The 19,158-nt window shown below is 63.6% G+C and carries 22 protein-coding genes; 16 read left to right on the forward strand and 6 right to left on the reverse strand.

Annotated features, from left to right (window positions below):
- Positions 1-133 precede the first annotated feature (133 nt).
- From pgeF to PG881_RS10440, 3 genes are all read left to right on the forward strand, one after another.
- Entirely contained in the window at positions 134-871 is a 738-nt protein-coding gene (gene pgeF, locus PG881_RS10430) for a peptidoglycan editing factor PgeF (RefSeq protein ID WP_270799817.1), read from the forward strand.
- A gap of 273 nt (positions 872-1,144) precedes the next feature.
- Entirely contained in the window at positions 1,145-3,718 is a 2,574-nt protein-coding gene (clpB, locus tag PG881_RS10435) for an ATP-dependent chaperone ClpB (protein ID WP_270799819.1), read from the forward strand.
- Positions 3,719-3,778: 60 nt separating this feature from the next.
- Entirely contained in the window at positions 3,779-4,603 is an 825-nt protein-coding gene (locus PG881_RS10440; RefSeq protein ID WP_270799821.1) for an MBL fold metallo-hydrolase, read from the forward strand.
- Between the two features lie 210 nt (positions 4,604-4,813).
- Here PG881_RS10440 and asnA read toward each other — a convergent pair whose 3' ends face one another.
- On the reverse strand, positions 4,814-5,806 hold the full coding sequence (gene asnA, locus PG881_RS10445; protein WP_270799823.1) for an aspartate--ammonia ligase: 993 nt from the start codon (positions 5,804-5,806) through the stop codon (positions 4,814-4,816).
- A 153-nt stretch (positions 5,807-5,959) separates the two neighbouring features.
- Between asnA and asnC the strand changes: the two genes are divergently transcribed.
- On the forward strand, positions 5,960-6,421 hold the full coding sequence (asnC, locus tag PG881_RS10450; protein ID WP_011707730.1) for a transcriptional regulator AsnC: 462 nt from the start codon (positions 5,960-5,962) through the stop codon (positions 6,419-6,421).
- Positions 6,422-6,515: 94 nt separating this feature from the next.
- On the opposite strand, the gene PG881_RS10455 is transcribed toward asnC, so the two are convergent.
- A complete protein-coding gene (locus PG881_RS10455) occupies positions 6,516-7,280 on the reverse strand; it encodes a substrate-binding periplasmic protein (protein ID WP_024945190.1) in 765 nt (254 codons plus the stop codon).
- Positions 7,281-7,365: 85 nt separating this feature from the next.
- Here PG881_RS10455 and PG881_RS10460 point away from each other — a divergent pair, with 85 nt between their 5' ends.
- Positions 7,366-7,902 (forward strand): DUF2301 domain-containing membrane protein, encoded by a 537-nt coding sequence (locus PG881_RS10460; RefSeq protein ID WP_041216795.1) that lies wholly within the window; start codon positions 7,366-7,368, stop codon positions 7,900-7,902.
- On the opposite strand, the gene PG881_RS10465 is transcribed toward PG881_RS10460, so the two are convergent.
- A complete protein-coding gene (locus PG881_RS10465) occupies positions 7,899-8,303 on the reverse strand; it encodes a CBS domain-containing protein (RefSeq protein WP_016352284.1) in 405 nt (134 codons plus the stop codon). The genes PG881_RS10460 and PG881_RS10465 overlap by 4 nt on opposite strands.
- 120 nt (positions 8,304-8,423) lie before the next feature.
- Here PG881_RS10465 and PG881_RS10470 point away from each other — a divergent pair, with 120 nt between their 5' ends.
- Complete coding sequence (locus PG881_RS10470; protein ID WP_270799827.1) at positions 8,424-9,128, forward strand: SDR family oxidoreductase; 705 nt, start codon at positions 8,424-8,426, stop codon at positions 9,126-9,128.
- Between the two features lie 3 nt (positions 9,129-9,131).
- Here PG881_RS10470 and PG881_RS10475 read toward each other — a convergent pair whose 3' ends face one another.
- Positions 9,132-9,647 (reverse strand): 2-amino-4-hydroxy-6-hydroxymethyldihydropteridine diphosphokinase, encoded by a 516-nt coding sequence (locus PG881_RS10475; protein WP_270799829.1) that lies wholly within the window; start codon positions 9,645-9,647, stop codon positions 9,132-9,134.
- 129 nt (positions 9,648-9,776) lie between these two features.
- Between PG881_RS10475 and cydH the strand changes: the two genes are divergently transcribed.
- From cydH to PG881_RS10495, 4 genes are all read left to right on the forward strand, one after another.
- Positions 9,777-9,869: a cytochrome bd-I oxidase subunit CydH gene (cydH, locus tag PG881_RS10480; RefSeq protein ID WP_017409791.1), complete on the forward strand. Its 93-nt coding sequence runs from the start codon at positions 9,777-9,779 to the stop codon at positions 9,867-9,869.
- A 98-nt stretch (positions 9,870-9,967) separates the two neighbouring features.
- Positions 9,968-11,368, forward strand: a complete 1,401-nt coding sequence (locus PG881_RS10485) for a sensor histidine kinase (RefSeq protein WP_011707724.1) — start codon at positions 9,968-9,970, stop codon at positions 11,366-11,368.
- 8 nt (positions 11,369-11,376) lie between these two features.
- On the forward strand, positions 11,377-11,892 hold the full coding sequence (locus PG881_RS10490; protein ID WP_011707723.1) for a hypothetical protein: 516 nt from the start codon (positions 11,377-11,379) through the stop codon (positions 11,890-11,892).
- Entirely contained in the window at positions 11,889-13,169 is a 1,281-nt protein-coding gene (locus tag PG881_RS10495; protein WP_011707722.1) for a sigma 54-interacting transcriptional regulator, read from the forward strand. Before PG881_RS10490 ends, PG881_RS10495 begins: the two co-directional genes overlap by 4 nt.
- Positions 13,170-13,241: 72 nt before the next feature.
- On the opposite strand, the gene PG881_RS10500 is transcribed toward PG881_RS10495, so the two are convergent.
- Positions 13,242-13,724 (reverse strand): DUF1097 domain-containing protein, encoded by a 483-nt coding sequence (locus PG881_RS10500; protein WP_011707721.1) that lies wholly within the window; start codon positions 13,722-13,724, stop codon positions 13,242-13,244.
- A 370-nt stretch (positions 13,725-14,094) separates the two neighbouring features.
- Here PG881_RS10500 and msrP point away from each other — a divergent pair, with 370 nt between their 5' ends.
- Together msrP and PG881_RS10510 are read left to right on the forward strand one after the other, a co-directional pair.
- Complete coding sequence (msrP, locus tag PG881_RS10505) at positions 14,095-15,096, forward strand: protein-methionine-sulfoxide reductase catalytic subunit MsrP (RefSeq protein WP_106551550.1); 1,002 nt, start codon at positions 14,095-14,097, stop codon at positions 15,094-15,096.
- 19 nt (positions 15,097-15,115) lie between these two features.
- A complete protein-coding gene (locus tag PG881_RS10510) occupies positions 15,116-15,748 on the forward strand; it encodes a protein-methionine-sulfoxide reductase heme-binding subunit MsrQ (RefSeq protein ID WP_270799835.1) in 633 nt (210 codons plus the stop codon).
- Between the two features lie 44 nt (positions 15,749-15,792).
- Here PG881_RS10510 and PG881_RS10515 read toward each other — a convergent pair whose 3' ends face one another.
- On the reverse strand, positions 15,793-16,038 hold the full coding sequence (locus tag PG881_RS10515; RefSeq protein ID WP_010635834.1) for a PepSY domain-containing protein: 246 nt from the start codon (positions 16,036-16,038) through the stop codon (positions 15,793-15,795).
- 63 nt (positions 16,039-16,101) lie between these two features.
- On the opposite strand from PG881_RS10515, the gene PG881_RS10520 reads away from it, so the two are divergent.
- The 4 genes from PG881_RS10520 to PG881_RS10535 all read left to right on the forward strand — a co-directional run bounded on the left by PG881_RS10520 (position 16,102) and on the right by PG881_RS10535 (position 19,067).
- A complete protein-coding gene (locus PG881_RS10520; protein ID WP_005306369.1) occupies positions 16,102-16,434 on the forward strand; it encodes a PepSY domain-containing protein in 333 nt (110 codons plus the stop codon).
- An 86-nt stretch (positions 16,435-16,520) separates the two neighbouring features.
- Positions 16,521-17,177 carry a response regulator transcription factor gene (locus tag PG881_RS10525; protein WP_011707717.1) on the forward strand — a complete coding sequence of 219 codons (657 nt, stop codon included), beginning with the start codon at positions 16,521-16,523 and terminating at the stop codon, positions 17,175-17,177.
- A gap of 37 nt (positions 17,178-17,214) precedes the next feature.
- Entirely contained in the window at positions 17,215-18,564 is a 1,350-nt protein-coding gene (locus PG881_RS10530) for a sensor histidine kinase (RefSeq protein ID WP_005306363.1), read from the forward strand.
- 41 nt (positions 18,565-18,605) lie between these two features.
- Positions 18,606-19,067, forward strand: a complete 462-nt coding sequence (locus PG881_RS10535) for a hypothetical protein (protein WP_010635837.1) — start codon at positions 18,606-18,608, stop codon at positions 19,065-19,067.
- Positions 19,068-19,158: the final 91 nt, after the last annotated feature.

The raw sequence follows: 19,158 nt of genomic DNA on the forward strand, positions 1-19,158 counted from the left end.
TCTGGTCTGGAACTGATGAAGAGGGCGGTTCTGCGACGATTCCTGCCGTAACCCGCCCTGCATGACCTGATATGGGGCCCCTTGACTGGTTGCAGCCAAGGGGCCCCTTTTATATGAAGGAAAGGAGCCACAGATGAAATGGATCGAACCCGACTGGCCGGCACCGGCCAAGGTCAGCGCCCTGTCGACCACCCGTGACGGCGGTATCAGCGAGGGGGTCTTTGCCGGCCTCAACCTGGGGGCCCATGTGGGAGACGCGGCGGCGCGGGTCGAGGCCAATCGTGCCCGCCTGCAACAGGCTGCGGATATTCCCGGCCCCCTCAACTGGCTCAATCAGGTGCATGGCACCGCAGTGCATCCGGTCAGCAACCAGTATGATGCCGTGCCGGATGCCGATGCAGCTTGCGCCCATGAGGCGGGGCAGGCCTGCATAGTGATGACCGCCGACTGCCTTCCCGTGTTGTTTTGCGATCGGGCGGGCACTGTGGTGGCTGCCGCCCATGCCGGTTGGCGCGGGCTGCAGGGTGGCGTGCTGGAGGCGAGTATTGCCGCCATGGGCTGCGAGTCGGGCGAGATCCTGGCCTGGCTGGGCCCGGCCATCGGCCCCACGGCCTTTGAAGTGGGTGGCGAGGTACGCGAGGCCTTTATGGCCGAGCAGGCCGAGGCGGCGGCTGCCTTCGTCCCTTCGCCCAACGAAGGGAAATGGCTGGCGGATATCTACCAGCTGGCCCGGCTGCGCCTCGCCCGCGCAGGTGTCACCGCCGTCTATGGCGGCGAACATTGCACCTTCAGCGACAGCGAGCAGTTCTACTCTTATCGCCGCAACGGCCAGACCGGTCGCATGGCCTCGATTATCTGGCTGGCTGAGTAAGTGTCTGGGGGCGTTTCCCCAGACAGTGAGCAGTGCTACTGCCCATGTCGTCGCAACGGCCAGACCGGTCGTATGGCCTCGATTATCTGGCTGGCGCCCTGACGACGCTCTCCGCCCTGCATCTTGCCGGGCGGGGATCCTGCCTGCTTCCCGCTTTGCAGAAAAAATAACCAGCCCCGCCCCTTGAAATAGTCCGTACGGGCCTCATCTTTCATCTCAGAAAGTTATGTTGTTTGCCGCGCAAGCGGCGTCTGTCTTGAAAGGGGGAGTGCAATGCGCCTCGATCGCCTGACCAGCAAATTCCAGATTGCTATTTCCGATGCCCAGTCTTTGGCACTGGGTCGTGACCACCAATTCATCGAACCCGTTCACCTGATGACCGCCCTGGTCAATCAGGATGGCGGCTCCATCCGTCCGCTGCTCACCCTGACCGGGATGGACATCAATTCCCTGCGCTCGCGCCTCGGCGAAGAGCTGGATCGCCTGCCGCGCGTCAGCGGCGTGGAAGGGGACGTGCAGCTCTCCAACGGCCTCGGCCGGCTGCTCAACGTCTGCGACAAGCTGGCTCAGCAGCGCAAGGATCAGTTCATCTCATCCGAACTGTTCGTGCTGGCGGCCCTCGACGAGAAGGGGACGCTGGGCGAGCTGCTGCGTGCCCAGGGGCTGACCAAGGAGAAACTCGAAGCGGCCATCGACAAGGTGCGCGGCGGCAAGAAGGTGGAAGATGCCAACGCCGAGGAGAATCGCCAGGCGCTGGAGAAATACACCATCGATCTGACCGAGCGGGCCGAGATCGGCAAGCTCGACCCGGTGATCGGCCGGGATGACGAGATCCGCCGCACCATCCAGGTACTGCAACGCCGTACCAAGAACAACCCGGTGCTGATCGGTGCCCCCGGCGTCGGCAAGACCGCCATCGTCGAAGGGCTGGCCCAGCGCATCATCAATGGCGAGGTGCCGGAGGGGCTCAAGAACAAGCGGGTGCTGTCGCTCGACATGGGGGCGCTGGTGGCCGGTGCCAAGTATCGCGGCGAGTTCGAAGAGCGGCTCAAGGCCGTGCTCAACGATCTGGCCAAGGAGGAGGGCAACGTCATCCTCTTCATCGATGAGCTGCACACCATGGTCGGCGCCGGCAAGGGTGAAGGCGCCATGGATGCGGGCAACATGCTCAAACCGGCGCTGGCCCGTGGCGACCTGCACTGCGTCGGCGCCACCACCCTGGACGAGTACCGCCAGTACATCGAGAAGGATGCCGCGCTGGAGCGCCGTTTCCAGAAGGTGCTGGTGGAGGAGCCGAGCGTGGAGGACACCATCGCCATCCTGCGCGGCCTGAAGGAGCGTTACGAACTGCACCACCACGTGCAGATCACCGACCCCGCCATCGTGGCGGCGGCCCAGCTGTCGCACCGCTACATCGCGGATCGCCAGCTGCCGGACAAGGCCATCGACCTCATCGACGAGGCGGCGGCCAGCATCCGGCTGCAGATCGACTCCAAGCCCGAGTCCCTTGACCGGCTCGAGCGGCGCATCATCCAGCTCAAGCTGGAGCAGCAGGCGCTGATGAAGGAGGACGATGACGCCAGTCGCAAGCGGCTCGAGCTGATCAATCAGGAAATCAGCGAAAAAGATCGGGAATACAACGAGCTGGATGAGGTGTGGAAGGCCGAGAAGGCCGCCCTCGCCGGCACCCAGCACATCAAGGCGGCCCTCGAGCAGGCCCGCCAGGATCTCGACGTGGCGCGCCGTGCAGGCGACCTGGGCCGGATGTCCGAGCTGCAGTACGGCCGCATTCCTGAGCTGGAGAAACAGCTGGATCTCGCCACCCAGGCGGAGATGCAGGAGACCAGCCTGCTGCGCAACCGGGTCACCGACGTGGAGATCGCCGACGTCTTGGCCCGCTGGACCGGTATTCCGGTAGCCCGCATGCTGGAAGGGGAGCGCGACAAGCTGCTGCGGATGGAAGATCAGCTGCACAGCCGGGTGATCGGCCAGGAGGAGGCGGTCGAGGCGGTTTCCAACGCCATTCGCCGCTCCCGTGCCGGGCTGTCCGATCCGAACCGCCCCATCGGCTCCTTCCTGTTCCTGGGGCCCACCGGGGTGGGCAAGACCGAGCTGTGCAAGGCGCTGGCCGAGTTCCTGTTCGATACCCAGGACGCCATGGTGCGGATCGACATGTCGGAGTTCATGGAGAAACACAGCGTGGCCCGTCTGGTGGGGGCGCCTCCGGGATACGTGGGTTACGAGGAGGGCGGTTATCTGACCGAGGCAGTACGCCGTCGCCCCTACTCGGTGATCCTGCTGGATGAAGTGGAGAAGGCACACCCTGATGTGTTCAACATCCTGCTGCAGGTGCTGGACGATGGCCGCCTGACCGATGGTCAGGGTCGTACCGTCGATTTTCGCAACTCGGTGGTGATCATGACCTCCAACCTCGGGTCGGATCTCATTCAGGAGCACCACTCCGAGAAGGATTACGACGAGATGAAGGGCATGCTGATGGAGGTGCTGTCTCGCAGCTTCCGGCCGGAGTTCATCAACCGGATCGACGAGACCGTGGTGTTCCACCCGCTCGGCGAGGAGCACATCAAGTCCATCGCCCGCATCCAGCTCAAGAGCCTGATGGGTCGACTGGAGGCCCAGGGTTACGAGGTGGAGGTGAGCGAAGCGCTGCTCGAGAAGCTGGTGCACGCCGGGTTCGATCCCGTCTACGGGGCGCGTCCCCTCAAGCGGGCGATCCAGCACAAGGTGGAGAACCCGCTGGCGCAAGCGCTGCTCTCCGGCCGTATCGTGCCGGGCAAAAAGCTGGTGCTGGGGGCCGACAGCAATGGCCTCACCATGACCCAGTAACGGGATTGTCGATGAAAAACGCAGGCCTCGTGCCTGCGTTTTGTTTTCAGGGGAAGCGAGATGCTGAAGTTTTCCGTGCTGGTGGACGACGACGCTCATCTGCCTGGCTGTCTGCCCGAGCGAGGGTTGGCGTTGCTGCTGGAGTGTGACGGCCTCAGGGTGCTGTTTGACAGCGGCCGTGGCCGGGCGCTGCGCCACAACGCCGCCGTGATGGGGATCGATCTCGCCTCGCTCACCCATGTGGTGCTCTCCCACGGTCATTACGACCATGTGGGCGGGGTCGGCTCGCTGCCCGTCTATCCAAGACCCATCCCGCTCATCGCCTGTCCGGACGTGTTTTGTGAGCGGGGCTACTTCCTGTCGCTCCCCTTCTGGCGGCGCAACCTCTATCGCCTGTCGGGGGAGCTGGCTCGGGAGTCGCTGCCGGCCAGAGGCTTGCTCCCCCATTGCTCGGCCGAGCCGGTGTGGCTCTCGGATCGTCTGGTGTTCCTCGGCAGCATTGTGCGGCGCGACCGGGCTGCGCCTTCGCTGCTCGGCTACATAGTGCGGGGCGGACGGGTGGAGAAAGACCTTATCAGCGACGATTCGGCGCTGGCCTACAAGAGCGAACAGGGGCTCATCGTCTTTATCGGCTGCGGTCACGCCGGGGTCGAGAACATCATCGAGTGGGCCAAGGAGGTGTGTGGTGACGAGCGGATCCACGCCGTCATCGGCGGCCTGCACCTGAAGTTCTCCGGCCCAGAGCGGGCGGTGGCGCTCGGTGCCTATCTGCAGGAAGAGGCGGTGGAGCAGTTGTTTGCCTGCCACTGCACCGGCAGCAGAAAGGCGGGGTTGCCGCGCCAGCGCCAGATCGGGGCGGGTTTTGAGCACAGTTTTTCGGCATAAAAAAAACGGCAATCCGAAGATTGCCGGGAGGAATGTAGTGAAGCGACCTGACGTGGGTTGAGCGGGTCGCAGGGGCAAGCCCCCGATTACGAAGCGCGGCCACTGCTGGCCTCGCTTCTTACAGCCTGCCGGGGATGCGCTCGCTCAACCCCGACGGCCACCTGCCTGTTGCCATGCCGGCGGCGATGACGCCGGCATGGCTTTCATTCGTTACAGCATGCCTTGCACGGCGGCTTTCATCTCGGCCGGCCAGACGCCGACCTGGACTTGGCCGATGTGCTCTTTTTGCAGCAGCAGCATGGCCAGACGGGATTGGCCGATGCCGCCGCCGATGGTTTGCGGCATCCGTGCGGCCAGCAGATCCTGGTGCCAGTCGTACTGCAGGCGATCTTCGTCGCCGGTGATGGCCAGCTGGCGGCGCAGCGCCTCGGCGTCGACCCGGATCCCCATGGAGGAGATCTCGAAACTGTCCTGCAGCACCGGGTTCCACACCAGGATGTCACCGTTCAGACCGGCCAGCCCCAGCTCGCTGTGGCTGCTCCAGTCGTCGTAGTCCGGGGCACGCACGTCGTGGCGCTCGCCGTGGGAGAGGGCACCGCCGATACCAATCAGGAACACGGCCCCCAGCTCCTTGGCGATGGCCCGCTCGCGCCCCTTGGCATCGAGGTCCGGGTAGCGGGTCAGCAGCTCTTCGCTGTGCAGAAACTGGATCTCGGCCGGCAGGAAGGGGGCCAGTTCATGCTCGGCACAGACCGCGCGCTCGGTGGCCTTGATGGCGGCCCAGATGCCGCGCACGGTCTCCTGCAGGTAGGCCAGGTCACGGCGCCCGCTCGGCATCACCTTCTCCCAGTCCCACTGATCCACGTAGACGGAGTGGATGGGGGTGAGGCGATCCTCGTCCGGACGCAGCGCCTTCATGTGGGTGTAGATGCCTTCGCCCGGGCCGAAACCGAAGCGACCCAGGGTCTGGCGCTTCCATTTGGCCAGTGAGTGCACCACTTCGTAGCTGTGCTCAGGCAGGGTCTTCACCTTGACCTGCACCGCATTCTCGTGGCCAGAGAGGTTGTCTTGAGTGCCATCACCGACCCGGCTCAGGATGGGGGCTTGCACCTCCATCAGGCCCAGTTGCTGGGCGAGTTGGCGGGAGAACATCTCTTTGACGAAGCTGATCTGTTGCTGGCTGCGAATGTAGTGCTGTTTCATGCTGAATACCTGTCTTGAACCCGTTGGATGTGAGGATTCTTCAACAGCTTGCCAACTAAATTCAATATTCGATAATAGAAATAGGCTTTGTGTATTTTTTTCTTCAAAATACACCGGTAATTAATGATGAATCATCAAAGGGAGTGCAAAAAAGTGCCGGAAAATTATCGGATCGATAATCTCGATCAGGCCATCCTCACCGCCCTGATGGAGAATGCGCGCATTCCCTATGCCGAGCTTGCCAAACAACTGCTGGTCAGCCCGGGCACCATCCATGTGCGGGTGGAGAAGATGAAGCAGGCGGGCATCATCGAGGGTACGCGGGTGCAGGTGAACCCCAAGAAGCTGGGCTACGACGTCTGCTGCTTCATCGGCATCAATCTGAAGAGCGCCAAGGATTACCCCTCGGCGCTGGCCAAGCTGCAGGCGCTGGACGAAGTGGTGGAGGCCTACTACACCACCGGCCACTACAGCATCTTCATGAAGGTGATGACACGCTCCATCGACGAGTTGCAGACGGTACTGATCCACAAGATCCAGACCATCGATGAGATCCAGTCCACCGAGACGTTAATCTCGCTGCAAAACCCGATCTTGCGGGATGTGAAGCCTTAAGGACTGAGGGACGCGGGAGCTCCATTTCACATGCGAACCCCGGATTTCATTACAGAACCCAATCTTGTGGGACGTGCAGCCCTGACGGTCGGGATCAGGGCTCGATATAGGGGATGCCGTAGTGGTCGTAGATGGCCTTGAGCCGGCCGTCGCGCTTCATGCGCAGCAGTTCGGCATCGTAAGCCGCCATCAGGGCCGGGGTGGTGGCATCGGCTTTGGCCTTGGTCCAGACGGTGTAGTAAGGGCTGGCCTTGAGCGGCTTGGGCAGGTAATCGAGCTTGCCCTCCAGCCCCTCCTCCTTGATCTGGGCAAAGGCGGTGACCAGCGGCATGGGCACCACGTCGATACGCCCGGCGATCAGCTTGCGCAGTTGCAGCTGGTTGATGGGGATCTCCTGGAAGTGATAGGCCGGGTCGGCGAGGGCGGCGGTCAGCTCCGGGGTATAGGAGAAATCCTTGGTGATGCCGATGCGCCAGGGTTTCAGATCGCTCAGCGTGTCGTAGCGGATCTTCAGCAGGTCGGCCTTGCGCACGAAGAAGTGCCAGCTGTGGCGCAGGTGGGCCTGCTGTGGGTAGAGCAGATAGCGCTCCCGCTCCGGCTTGTAGGAGTGGGTCATCACCAGATCGTACACCCCGGTTTCGGCGTTGCGGGTCAGCCGGGCGCCGGAGTCGGTCAGCTCGATGCGGATGGGAATGCGCAGCTTGCCGAAGATGGTGCTGACCACGTCCACGTCCAGACCATGGGGAACGCCCTGTGCATCCAGAAACTTCAGCGGCGGCTCCAGGGTGCCACCGATGATCAACTCTTTGGCCTGCAGCCAGAGGGGGAACAACAGGCAGAGCAGAATGAATCTTCGCAAACCACATCTCCTGCACGGAATAGGGAATCGCTCGCGGGCATAATTCAAGTATATTGGCCCCTACCTGCAACAGAGGCGACCGCCGATGGCAAACCCTGAAATAGAAAGCGAGCTGGACGGCATCGACAGAGTGTCGGTCTGCCTCTATCGCCTTGGCTTGAGTCTGGCAGCCTTGCTGCTGCTGTGTCGAGGGGCAAGCCTGCTGCTCGGGCAGGATTTTTTGGCGCCGGCGAGCTGGCTGGTGGCGCTGGCCGTGGCCAGCGGGGTATGCGGGTTATGCCTGCATGTCTATGACAAGCGCATTCGCTTTGTGCTGCAGGGGCTGGGCTGGGGCGCCCTGCTGCTCAGTGCGAGCGGGGCGCCGGATGTGCTGGTGCTGGGGGCGGCGTTGGCCACACTGGCGGGGCTGGCCTTCAAGGAGCAGTTCTGCTTCGCCATTCCGGGGATCAGGGCGGTCCCTCTGTTGCTGCCCCTGTTGTGGCTGCTGGAGCTGGCCGGCATCGGCTGGGCCGCCGCCCTGGTGGCGCTGGTGTGCGGGTTGCTGCTCTGTCTGCTCTCCCTGGCCAAGTGGCGCATGCCGCTGCACTTCGATATCGGCGACAAGGGGCGCTACCAGATTTAGGTGGGCAGGCAGCCCTTCATCTGGGCGTTGAGAGCCTGCATGACCTGTCGGCGGCTGATGATGCCGACTACCCGGTTCCCCTCCAGCACTGGATAGACCTTGGGTCTGGCCTCGGTCATCTGGCGGGCCAGATCCAGTATGCTGTCATCCGGGCTGACCGAGAGCGGTGTCCGGCTCATCAGATCCTCGACCCGGGTGCGGGTATCGCAGTGATAGCTGCCGGTGAGCAGGCTCGGGATGCAATCCTGCTCGGAGAGAAAACCGATCAGCCGCTGCTGCGGGTCCAGCACCGGCAGGCCGCTCAGACCTGAGTCATGCAGCCGGTCCAGCGCCTCGGCCAGGCCGAGCTGCGGGGTGAGGGAGTGGGTCGAACGGCTCATGTGATCGCGGATCTGTAACATGGAAGTGGCTCCGTTAAGGTGGCAATGGCGCCACTATGCCCGCCGAGTGGCGGCAACGGCCAATGGCTTGTGCCGTGGGGATCGATAGGTATCCCCCGGCCGGACAATCAAGGAGAGGGTATGCGTGCATTGGTGACGGGATGTGGCCGCCGGCTTGGTTTCTATCTGTGCGAACAGCTGGTGGCGGCGGGTTGGCAGGTGACGGGCAGCTATCGCAGCGAGCGGCCTGAGCTGGCGCGGCTGCGGGCGCTGGGGGTCGAGCTGGTGCAGGCGGATTTTTCTCGCGAGGAGGAGGTCGGCAAGCTGATCGAGGCGCTGGCGGTCCATCAGGATCTGGCGCTGGTGATCCACAACGCCTCGGCGTTTGAGCCGCTGGCGGCGGATCCGGCGGCGCAACTGGCCCAGTTTGATCAGTTCTACCGGGTGCACATGGCGGCCCCCTTCCAGCTAAACCGGGCGCTGGCTCCCCAGCTGGCGCGCAACGCCAATGCCGGCATCATCCATATCACCGACATCTACATCCATGCGCCGGCGCCCCAGTTCGCCAGCTATGTGGCCACCAAGGCGGGGGCCCATTCGCTGGCCATGAGCTTTGCCCGCGAGCTGGCACCCGCCGTCCGGGTCAACACCATAGAGCCGGGCCCCATCCTGTTTCTCGACGAGCATGGCGATGCGTGGCGCCAGCAGGTGCTGGCTAAGACGCCGCTGGCGCGGGAAGGGGGGCTGGTGCCCATCTGGCAGGCGGTTCAGCTGTTGATGCAGAACGACTACATGACCGGGGCCAGCATCCGGGTGGATGGTGGCCGCGGTCTGGCCGTCATCTAGGGGTCAGCGCAGGAGCGCGGCCGGGGTCGCAATCTCCTGCTGCAGGGCGATGGGGGCGAGGCCGACCTGGCGCTCCTCGATCACCTTGCCCGCCATCAAGCGGGTGTGCAGCGGCAGGGTCACCTTGCGATCATGCACCTGGCCACGGCCATAGAGCTCCGCCAGCAGCTCGTCGAGATAGGCATCGACCCGGGCGGTGGAGAAGTCATCGCTCTGGCTGCTGGCCAGGATGTCGATGTCCAGCGGCCGGTCCAGCACCTTGCAGCGTGGATCGCTGCGATCCCGGCCGTGGGCCAGCTCCATGGCGACGAAGTGTGCCTTGAGCTGGTGCGGTGCCAGCTCGCTCTCGGCGACGAACAGGCAGTTGAGGAAATCATGTCTGGAGTGCATCCCGACCGGCTTGGTCTGGATCACCGAGCTCAGCTGCAGGCGGCCAAAGTGAACGAGCAGCTCGCCGACCGCCTGACTGACGTGCTGATGGGGGTCAAGATTCGATCCAATGCTACACAGATAGAACATGTCACCGGTCCTTGGATGGGGCTCATCTGAAATTCATACACAGCTCACGGTTATCGGCTTAACTATGCATTAACATCGGTTTGTCTGTTGTGATCAGGCTCTATCATCTTGGCAAGAAAGGAGGTTTGCATGAGCGTGGAACTGAAATGGGCACTGCTGACCGCATCTGGCGCGTTGGCCATGATCCTGATTATCTGTGTGGCATCCGTCGGTCTGGCGTGATGCCCAAGCTGCAACATGAACCGGCCCCCTGGCCGGTTTTGCTTTTTGGGGGAGTGCAGATATGCTGACCCACCCCTGCTGAATTGAGATAGTCCAAGATGACCAAGGTACGCCCACGCTCCCTGCTGCAAGTGGTATTGATGGGGTTCGTTCTGGTGTTGATGCCTCTGGGCGGCATGATCTGGCACGACAGCCAGTCCCTCGAACACCTCAGCCAGTTGACCAGCGACGAGCTGGAACGGGCGGTGCGCGACACCCGTCGAGCGACGCTACTGACCACCCAAGCTATTGATCTTGAACGTACTCTTCGTCGTTATGCGGTGCTGGGGGATGAGCGCATCCTGGCCAGTTATCAGCAGCAGCTGGCGAGTTATCGCAGCCTGCTGGCCGCTCACCAGAGTTCCATCCCGGATGCCGAGGCTTACACGGGTCTCGAGCAGGCGCTCGCCTGGCTCGACAGCCTGCAGGATCTCGCCCGCGCCAAGGCCGAGTCAAACAGCCCCAAATTTGATGAATTTAATCAGGTTAATCAGCAGCTTGAGATTATTACTCGCAGCCAGGTAGACGAGCATGTCAGCCGGGTGCGGGCGACCATCGCTGCCCTGATGACGGAGATCTGGTGGGTCAGCGGTTTCGTGGCGGTGCTCAGCCTGCTGCTGGTGCTGCTGTTTACCTATCTGATCATCCACCCGGTGCGTCAGATTGAGTCGCGGATCTTGAGTCTGGGTGCCGGTGTGGAACCGGACAAACGCCCGGTGGACGGGCCGGCCGAACTGGTATTGCTGGGGGAGCGGATCGTCTGGTTGCACGATAAATTGAAGGAGCTGGAGCAGCAGAAATACCAGTTCCTGCGCCACGTTTCCCACGAGCTGAAGACCCCGCTGGCGGTGCTGCGGGAGGGGGCGGATCTGCTCTCCGAGCAGCTTGTAGGGCCGCTCACCCCTGATCAGCAGGAGATCTGCCAGATGCTGGAGGAGAACAGCCGCCGGCTGCAGACCCTGATCGAACGGCTGCTCGACTTCAACCGGCTCAGCCAGCAGGAGGTGTTCACCCTGACCCCGGTGGCGCTGGCGCCCCTGCTGTCAGAATTGTCTGCAGAGTACCGGCTGGCGCTGGAATCCAAACAAATCAGTGTACACTTGCCGACCGATCCGATCACCCTGCAGGCCGAGCCATATCGCTTGCGGCTGATCCTCGATAATCTGTTCTCCAATGCGGTCAGCTACGGTGCCAGCGGCGGGCAGATCTGGATCCGCGCCGGGCAGGATGGCAACGGCAGCTGGCTGGAGGTGGCCAACGAAGGGCCCGCGATTCCGCTGGCGGAGCGGGAGCGGATCTTCGAGCCCTTCGAGCAGGGCAGTATTGTGCGCCAGGGGCTGCTGAAAGGCTCCGGAATGGGGCTCTCCATCGCCCGGGAATCGGCGATGAGCCTTGGCGGCGAGTTGGTATTGGTTGAAGATGAACAGGCGGATGTCTGTTTCCGGTTGACGTTGAAGTGAAGCCCAAGATGAAACAATGTGTTGTTCCGGTATTGATGATGAGCCTGCTCACAGGCTGTTCCCTGCTGCCAGCGCGTGACCCGGCGGCGTCGCCGGATCTCGCCCTCGCCAAACGGATGGAGTTTGCCAACAAGGAGATGCAGGTGCGCCTGCAATACTCGGACTGGCTGCTTGCCAGCCATGCCCAGCAGCGGGCCCAGGAGCGTCAGCGCCTGAAGGGGGCGACCGATATCGAGAGCCGGGTCAGCCTGGCCATGGTCAACACCCACCCGTCCGAGTCGGTGGCCAGCCGGCGGGCTGGTCTGGACAAGCTCAAGAGCCTGCTGCCGGAGCTCGGGCTGGATGCCCAGGCTTTCCTGCGCAGCTGGATAGCCCTCGGCGAGGAGCTGCTGGCCCGCGACAGCCGGCGCGACGATCAGAGTCAGGAGGTGCAGCGTCTGCGCCGCCAGATCGAGCAACTCTCCGCCATCGATGATCAACTCAATCAGCGCAAGCTGAACGGCAATGGCGAGGCGCTGAAATGAGTCGCATCCTGCTGGTCGATGACGATGCCAGCCTGCTCAAGCTGATGAGTATGCGCCTGCGCAGCCAGGGCTATGAGGTGGATACCGCCGACAGCGCCGAAGGGGCGCTGGACCGGCTGCGCCAGCAACGGGCCGATCTGGTGCTGAGCGATCTGCGCATGGCCGGCATGGACGGACTGGCGCTGTTCGAGCGGATCCAGTCCCAGTGGCTGGGGCTGCCGGTCATCATCATGACCGCCCATGGCACCATTCCCGATGCCATTCAGGCCACCCGCTCCGGGGTGTTCAGCTTTCTCACCAAGCCCATCGACAAGGATGAGCTGTTCGCCACCATAGAACACGCGTTGAGCCTGACGCGCCCAAAGCAGCGGCAGGATTGGCAGTCGCTGATCCTGACCCGCAACCCGCAGATGGAGCAGTTGCTGATCCAGGCTGGCAGCATCGCCGCCATGGAGGTGCCCGTGCTGATCATGGGCCCTTCCGGTTCCGGCAAGGGCGTCATGACTCAGGCGCTGCACCAGGCCAGCAGCCGGCGTGACAAGCCGCTGCATGTCATCAACTGTGCCGCGCTGCCGTGGGCGGCGCTGGATCTGCAGCTGTTCGGCGAGGATGGCCAATCCGGCCTGTTTGAACAGGCCAAGGGAGCGACCCTGTTTCTCGACGAGATAGGGGACCTGTCGGAATCGCTGCAGGCCAAGCTGCTGCAGGTGCTGCAGGAGTACGGCCAGGGCACGCCCGAGGTGCGGGTCATCAGCTCCAGCCATCAGGATCTGGTGGCGGCGATGGAGGAGGGGCGCTTTCGGGAGGATCTCTTCTATCGGCTCAACGTGGCCAATATCACCTTGCCCCCCTTGAGCGCCCGCAGCGAAGACATTCCGCTGCTGGCCAGGCAGGCGCTGGATGACTACCGCAGCCGCCACGGCGACTGCGCCGCCCTCGGCTTCTCGCCGGAGGCGCTGGCCCTGCTGGCGGCGGCGGGTTGGCCCGGCAACGTGCGCCAGCTCTGCAGCGTGGTGGAGCAACTGGCCAGCCTCTGCTGCAGTCCGGTGATCGGTGCCGCTATGGTGGAGTCGGCGCTGAGCGGCGGCAGTGGCGGCATCCCCTCCTTCAACGAGGCGCGGGCCGAGTTCGAGAAGGAGTATCTGATCCGGCTGCTGCGCACCACCGAGGGCAATGTGACCCTGGCGGCCAACATGGCGGGCAGAAACCGCACCGACTTCTACAAGCTGTTGAATCGGCACGGCATCGAAGCCGCGAACTTCAAGTCGAAGGGATAAATGACAGAGGGGCGGCCCGTCGATGACGGACTGCCCCTCTTGCTTCAGACCGGATCGGTCACATCGCCAGGATCAGGCCGGGTCGGTGACGCCAGCGGTGGCCTGGGTTTTCTGGGTTTTGTGGGAGAGCCAGAGGCCGCTCGCCTTCATCAGGTAGCCGAACAGCGCACCAATCACCAGCGACGGCAGGATCAGCCGCCACTCCCCCGCCGCACCGAAGGTGGCGCAGCAGCCGGCGAAGGTGCCGGGAATGTAGCCGAGCCACTGCTGCTTGGCCTGCACGCACATCAGGGTGGCCACCACCCCGGTCATCAGGTAGCCCGCCACGCCGGCGCCCCACCAGGCGTCACCATGGATCAGCAGCAGGGCCCACAGCATGCCGCTGGCATTGCACAGCAGGGTCTGCAGCAGCGCCTTGTAGCCACCGCTGGAGGCAAAATAGCTGGTGCAGCCGAGGAAGCCGACCCAGGAGATGAGGCCGAGGGTAACGGCGACCCAGCCCCAGACGGCGGAGAGGATCCCGGTCGTGATGGCGATGGCGATCAATGGGCTCATGGCGTGACTCTTCAGTAGTGAAATTCGGAAAAAAGGGAGCCTACCCCGCGCAAGAGGGGCGGCAAGCAGGGGCGGGATTGTGTGTGATCTGCATCACTCATTTCAACTCAGGAATACGCTTGCGCTCGCGAAAATATTTCATGGTGAGGCGCTGGCCCCTGCTCCATAGTTAGAGGCCCTGTCCTGCTCATGGAGTGAGTCTGATGGTGCCAAATGTGATCGTTCCCCTGCTGGTGTTCGTAGTGCTGTTTCTGGTCGGAACCATGGCCAAGGCACTGCCCCTCTATCAATTCATGTAATTTTCCGTGAAATAAAACTCGGCCGGGGCGGGTCTTATGATTGTTACCCTCATCGCCCCGGGAGTTTTTCCATGTTGCTCAAGCGCCGCTCTGCCCACCACCTCACCGAACAGGACGTCACGCCGGAAGCCGTCTATCAGGATCGCCGCCTGATCCTGAAAGGGCTGGGGCTCGGCGCCGCCACCCTGGCGTTTCCGACCCAGGCCGGGGTGCTCGATCTCTTCTCTGGCGACAAGCCGGCGCCGGTCGCCACCCGGGCGCTCAACATCCACGCCGCCGCCCGGCCGGAGGGGCTGATCCTCACGCCGGAGGAGAAGGCCACCACCCACAACAACTTCTACGAGCTCGGCACCGACAAGGGGGATCCGGCCCGCAACGGCCACTACCTCAAGCCCGAACCCTGGACCCTGAAGGTGGAAGGGGAGGTGGCCAAGCCGTTTACCCTGGACGTGTGGGATCTCATCAACAAGAGCACGCTGGAGGAGCGCATCTACCGGCTGCGCTGCGTGGAGGCCTGGTCCATGGTGCTGCCCTGGAGCGGCATCGCGCTGGCGGATCTGATCCGCCGGGCGGAGCCCACCAGCCGCGCCAAGTTCGTGGCCTTCGAGACTCTCTATGATCCGGAGCAGCTGCCGGGACAGGCGTCGCGTTCCCTCGGTGGCGGCATCGACTACCCCTATGTCGAGGGGCTGCGCCTCGACGAGGCGATGCACCCGCTCTCCTTCCTGGCGATGGGGCTCTACGGCAAGGCTCTGCCGGCCCAGAACGGTGCGCCGATCCGGCTGGTGGTGCCCTGGAAGTACGGCTTCAAGAGCATCAAGAGCATCGTCTCCATCCGGCTGGTGGAGGAGATGCCGCCCACCACCTGGAACCTGCTGGCCCCCAACGAATACGGCTTCTACGCCAACGTCAATCCGGCAGTGGATCACCCGCGCTGGAGTCAGGCCAGCGAGCGCTTCATCGGCGAGGGGGGCATCTTCGGGGCCAAGCGCCAGCCGACCCTGCCATTCAATGGCTATGCCGACGAGGTGGCGTCCCTCTATCAGGGCATGGATCTGCGCAAGTGGTATTGAGACGAGAGGAGCTGACACCATGACTCTGCGACTGACGGCGCGTCACATCACCCTGTTGCGGGCGCTGGTACACCTCGCCTCGCTGGGGTTTCTGCTCTGGCTGCTGGTGGCCGTGCCCGGCGGCCTGCTTGGAGGGGATCCGGTGCAGGGGCTGACCCACTATCTGGGCAAGGGGGCGCTCAACCTGCTGCTGCTCACCCTGCTGGTGTCGCCGCTGGCCAAACGCTGGCGGCAGGGGCAGCTCATCAAGCTGCGCCGCCCGCTCGGGCTCTGGTGCGCCGCGTGGGCCGGTCTGCACTTTATGGTCTGGCTGGGGCTGGATCTGCAGTTTGACTGGGGGCTGATTGGCGGCGAGCTGGTCAAGCGCAGCTACATAGTAGTGGGAATGGTGGCGCTGCTGTTGCTGCTGGCGCTCAGCCTCACCTCGGTCCCGGCCCTGCTGCGGCGCATGGGGCCGGCCTGGCAGAAGCTGCACAACTGGCTCTACGCGGTGGCCCTGCTGGTGCCGGTGCACTACTGGTGGTCGCTCAAGAGCGGCTGGCAAGAGCCGCTCATCTACCTGCTGCTGGCCTGCGCCCTGCTGGTGCCGCGCCGCGACAAGCTGCTGCGCCCCTGGCGCCGGCATCGTCTGCAGAAACTGAGAGAGGCATGAGGCCGGCAGTGCGCCGCTCCGACAACCCGCAATAAAAAAGAGGCCTAGTCGGCCTCTTTTTTGATGTCACCCGTATGGGCGTCCACCAGGAGTCGTACCCGCTGCCCCTGGGCATCCAGGGTTTCCACCTCGAATTTGTCCCCTTCCAGCTCCACTTCCCGAATGTCGTGATACCCTTGGGCCACCAGCAGTTTGACCAGCCCGGCCATGTCGAGACGGCTCTCGGCCGCCCAGCCGAGGGTGGAGAAGAGGCAAAGGATCAGCAGGAAACTGCGTCGGATCATATTCATTCCGGATTCATGGCTGGCAGACTATAAACGGCATTATGTTAGGTTTTGGGAGATGAATCATCCATGAATAGAGCCCTGTCTCTGCTTGGGTTGCTGCTGCCGGTACTGGCACAGGCGGCCACGCCGAACGAGGCCTTGCTGCAGCAGGCGGTCAGCGAGGGACGGGTGCGCCCCTTTCATGAGGTGATGGAGGTGGCTTCCCGCCTGCCGGTACGGGTGCTGCGGGTCGATCTGGGGGAGGAGGACGGCATCTGGCTGTACGAACTCAAGCTGATCGACAGCGAGAACAGCGTCATCAAGGTGGGCTATCGGGCCGACAACCTGGAGATGGTGTGGCTCAAGGGCCATCATCTGGAGCGGCTGTTCGAACCGCGTCCGCCCCCGGAAGAGGAGTGATGGAGTGAGTCCGCGAACGCGCCGCCATCCGGTTCGTTCCCCAACCGCCGCCGGTACCGGCACAACCCTGCTTTGGATACCCATTTATGCGAATTCTGATAGTTGAAGATGAGAAGACCCTGGCGGGCCAGCTGGCGGAACAGCTGCGCCTGTCCGGTTTCGTGACCGACCTCTGCCACGACGGTAACGAGGCCGGCTTTCTCGGCGAGACCGAGCCCTACGACGCCATCATTCTGGATCTCGGTCTGCCGGGCCGCGATGGCCTGAGCGTGCTGAAGGAGTGGCGCAGCAAGGGGATCGACACCCCGGTGCTGGTGTTGACCGCCCGTGGCCAGTTGCACGAGAAGATCGAGGGGCTCAACGCCGGGGCCGACGACTACCTCACCAAGCCGTTCCAGGTGGCCGAGCTGGTGGCCCGGGTTCATGCCCTGGTGCGGCGGGCGGCGGGCAACGCCAGCTCCATTCTGGAGATCGGCGGGGTGCGGCTCGACATGGCGGCGTCCCAGGTGTGGTACGAAGGCACCCCCATCAAGCTGACCGCCCACGAGTTCCGGGTGCTCGGCTATCTGATGCAGCACAGGGGCAAGGTGGTGTCGCGCAGCGAGCTGATCGACCACATCTACGCCCAGGATTTCGACCGCGACTCCAACACGGTGGAGGTGTTCATCGGCCGGATCCGCAAGAAGACCCACTCCGATCTTATCGAGACGGTGCGCGGCCTTGGCTATCGGATCAACGAATGAGCCGGCTCTTGATGCCCTCTTGTGCCGGAGCGGCTGAATGAGGCTGGTGCGTACCCTGCGCGGGCGGCTGGTGGTCATCGCCATGGTCTGGTGCGGCCTGTTCCTGTTCGCCACCGGCTTCAGCCTGCAGACCATGATGCGCAACTACTGGCAGGAGGCGGAGGCCGACGGCCTCCGCCTGCAGCTCTACGATCTGCTCTCCCGCCTCGAGATCCAGCCGGATGGTTTGCCGGTGGTCACCGAACCCATGGCCGACCCCCGCTTTCGCCAGCCCTACTCCGGTTACTACTGGCAGCTGGAGCTGGGGGAGAGCGTGGTCAGCCGCTCCCGCTCCCTGTGGGATGTGCACCTTGACGTGCACGGCCTGAAGTCGGCCTTCGGCGATCCGGATCTCTTCGTCGGCAAGGGGCCCAACAAGGAGCCGCTGCTGATCATGACCCGTACCGTGCTGCTGCCCGGTTCGGATCGGGTGTTCACCCTGGTGATGGCCAAGGACAGCAGCGCTCTGACCCAGACCCTGAAGAAGACCCGCATCAGCCTGTTCCTCGGCCTCGGCTTTGCCGCGACCGGGCTGGTGCTCGGCTTCATGTTCCAGATCGTCTACGGCCTGCGGCCGCTGCACCTGTTGCGCCGCGAATTGAGCCGGGTCCATCAGGGCCATCAGGAGGGGTTCCGGCTGCGCTATCCGCTGGAGATCCAGCCGCTGGTGGAGGACATCAACCGGCTGCTGCACCACTACGGTGAGCTGCTGCAGCGGGCGCGATCCCACACCGGCAACCTAGCCCACGCCCTCAAGACGCCGCTCAGCATCATGCGCAACCAGGTGGCCCAGCTGCCGCCGGAAGATCAGGCCGCCCTCGGCGAGCAGCTCGATCAGATCCAGCGCCACATCGATTACCACCTCGGCAAGGCTCGGGTCACCGGCGCCGCCAAGATCCTCGGGGTGTCGACCCCGGTGCGGGCGCGGGTGGAGTACATCTGCCGCGCCTTCTCCCGCCTCTATCCGGGCCGGGAAGTGGACCTGCAGGTGCCGGCCACCCTGGCGGTCGGTGTGGAGGAGCAGGACTTCGACGAGATGGTGGGCAACCTGCTGGAGAACGCCTTCAAGTGGTCGGCCGGCCGGCTGCGCATCTCCAGCGCCGAGCTGGGGGGCTGGATCACCCTGCGCATCGAGGATGACGGCCCCGGCATGAGCGAGGATCAGATCGCCAAGGCGGTGCTGCGCGGGGTGCGCCTCGACGAGAAGGTGCCGGGTTCGGGGCTGGGTCTCAACATCGTCTCCGATCTGGCGGAAGCCTACCGCGGCAGCCTCATCATGGGGCGCGCCGAACTGGGCGGGTTGGCGGCTTCTCTCTCGTTGCCCAAGGTGGCAAGAGTAGAGAGCTAGGCATAAGATATGGCACCTGTTTTAGCCTGAGGAAGAGAACCATGACCGATGATCCATGGGCACTGTGTCACCTCGACGATTCGTTCGATGCCTCCGTGCTGGGCACCAAGGGGGCCCAGATCCAGTGGTTTGAGGATCGCGACAGCCTGATTGCCTTCCTGCTGGAAGATTTCGTCGACCTGCTGGCCGACGTGGGCGAGCTGGATGAGGATCAGACCGAGCGGGCGCGCGAGCGCTTCACCCTGCTGGTGGAGCAGAGCTTCGACGATCGCGGCCTGATGGACGCCATCAACGATCTCGCCTCCGGCCTGCGCCGCATCGCCTGGCTGGGGCCGCTCTCCGAGCTGGCCGAGCTGAGCGATGACTTCGCCTCCGGCCTGCGCCGCTACTTCTGGAGCCAGTACGACGGGGATGAAGATGACCCGGATGCCTGGGTGCCGGAAGAACTCTGGCCCCAGCTGGTGGAGTGTGCGGAAGAGTATATGGTTGAGGGTGACTTCTGATTCTGAGCCCTTGTCCGCAGCTCTGGTTGCAAAGCGGGTGGAGTGTCCGGAAGGGTAGATGGTTGAGGGTGACTTCTGAGTCACACCACAA

The sequence above is a fragment of the Aeromonas sp. QDB54 genome, from assembly GCF_027707385.1.
In the GTDB taxonomy this organism is placed as follows: Bacteria; Pseudomonadota; Gammaproteobacteria; order Enterobacterales; family Aeromonadaceae; genus Aeromonas; species Aeromonas hydrophila.